Raw genomic sequence first — 1,246 nt, forward strand, 5'->3', positions numbered from 1 at the left:
CCCTCGTCGCCCTCCTCGCCATCCTCAAGGCCGGCGCCGCCTACGTCCCACTCGACTCCGCCTACCCTCGCGAGCGCCTCGCCTTCATGCTCCAGGACTCCGGCGCTCCCTTCGTCCTCACCCACTCCCACCTCCTGCCTCGTCTCGACACCAGCGTCTCCTCGCCTCTGTGCCTCGACGACTCGGCCCTGCTCGACTCCCTCGCCGCGCTCCCGGACTCCAATCCGCCTCGCGTCTCGCTGCCCTCCCACGCCGCCTACGTCATCTACACCTCCGGCTCCACCGGCAGGCCCAAGGGCGTCCTCATCCACCACTCCTCCGTGGTGAATCTCCTCCACGCCCTCTCCTCCTCCGTCTACTCCGACGTCCAGCGCCCTCTTCGCATCTCCCTCAACGCCCCCCTCTCCTTCGACGCCTCCGTCAAGCAGCTCGTCTTCCTCGCTCTCGGACACGCCCTCTGCTTCGTCCCCCAGGCCGCCCGCGAAGACGTCCCCCTGCTTCTCTCGTGGCTGTCTCGTCACCAGCTCGACGTCCTCGACTGCGCCCCCTCCCACCTCCGCCTCCTCCTCGACGAGGGCCTCGCTTCCTCTCTGCGGCCCCTTCGCGTCCTCATCGGCGGTGAGTCCATCGACGACTCCCTCTGGACGACTCTCGCCTCCTCCCCCTCCCTTCGCGCCTTCAACGTCTACGGCCCCACCGAAACCACCGTCGACGCCACCGCGCTCCCCATTACCTCCGCCTCCCGGCCTGCTCTCGGCCCTCCTCTCCCCAACGTCTCCACCTTCATCCTCGACGCTTCCCTCCAGCCCGCCCCCATCGGCGTGCCTGGAGAGCTCTTCATTGGCGGCGACGGTGTCGCTCGCGGCTACCTCGCTCGGCCCGACCTCACCGCGGAGCGCTTCATCCCCAACCCCTTCTCGGACATCCCCGGCTCGCGCCTCTACCGCACCGGGGACAAGGCCCGCTGGCTGCCTCACGGCCACCTCGAGTACCTCGGCCGCATCGACTTCCAGGTGAAGCTGCGCGGCTTCCGCATCGAGTTGGGTGAGGTCGAGGCCGCTCTCGAAGCCCTTCCTTCCGTCCACCACGCCGCCGCTCTCGTCCGCGAGGACGTCCCCGGACTCAAGCGCCTCGTCGCCTACGTCACCCCCTCGGACGTCGACACCTCCTCACTCCGCACCGAGCTGCTTCTCAACCTCCCCGAGTACATGGTGCCCTCGGCCTTCGTCGCCCTGGACTCCCTGCC

General features: G+C 69.0%; 1 protein-coding gene. It reads left to right on the top strand.

From position 1 onward, the window contains the following. A partial coding sequence (locus FL311_RS43230) for an amino acid adenylation domain-containing protein (protein ID WP_141333509.1) occupies window positions 1–1,246 on the top strand: 1,246 nt, incomplete at both ends.

This window comes from Myxococcus sp. AB025B, assembly GCF_006518215.1.
GTDB classification, from domain to species: Bacteria; Myxococcota; Myxococcia; order Myxococcales; family Myxococcaceae; genus Myxococcus; species Myxococcus fulvus.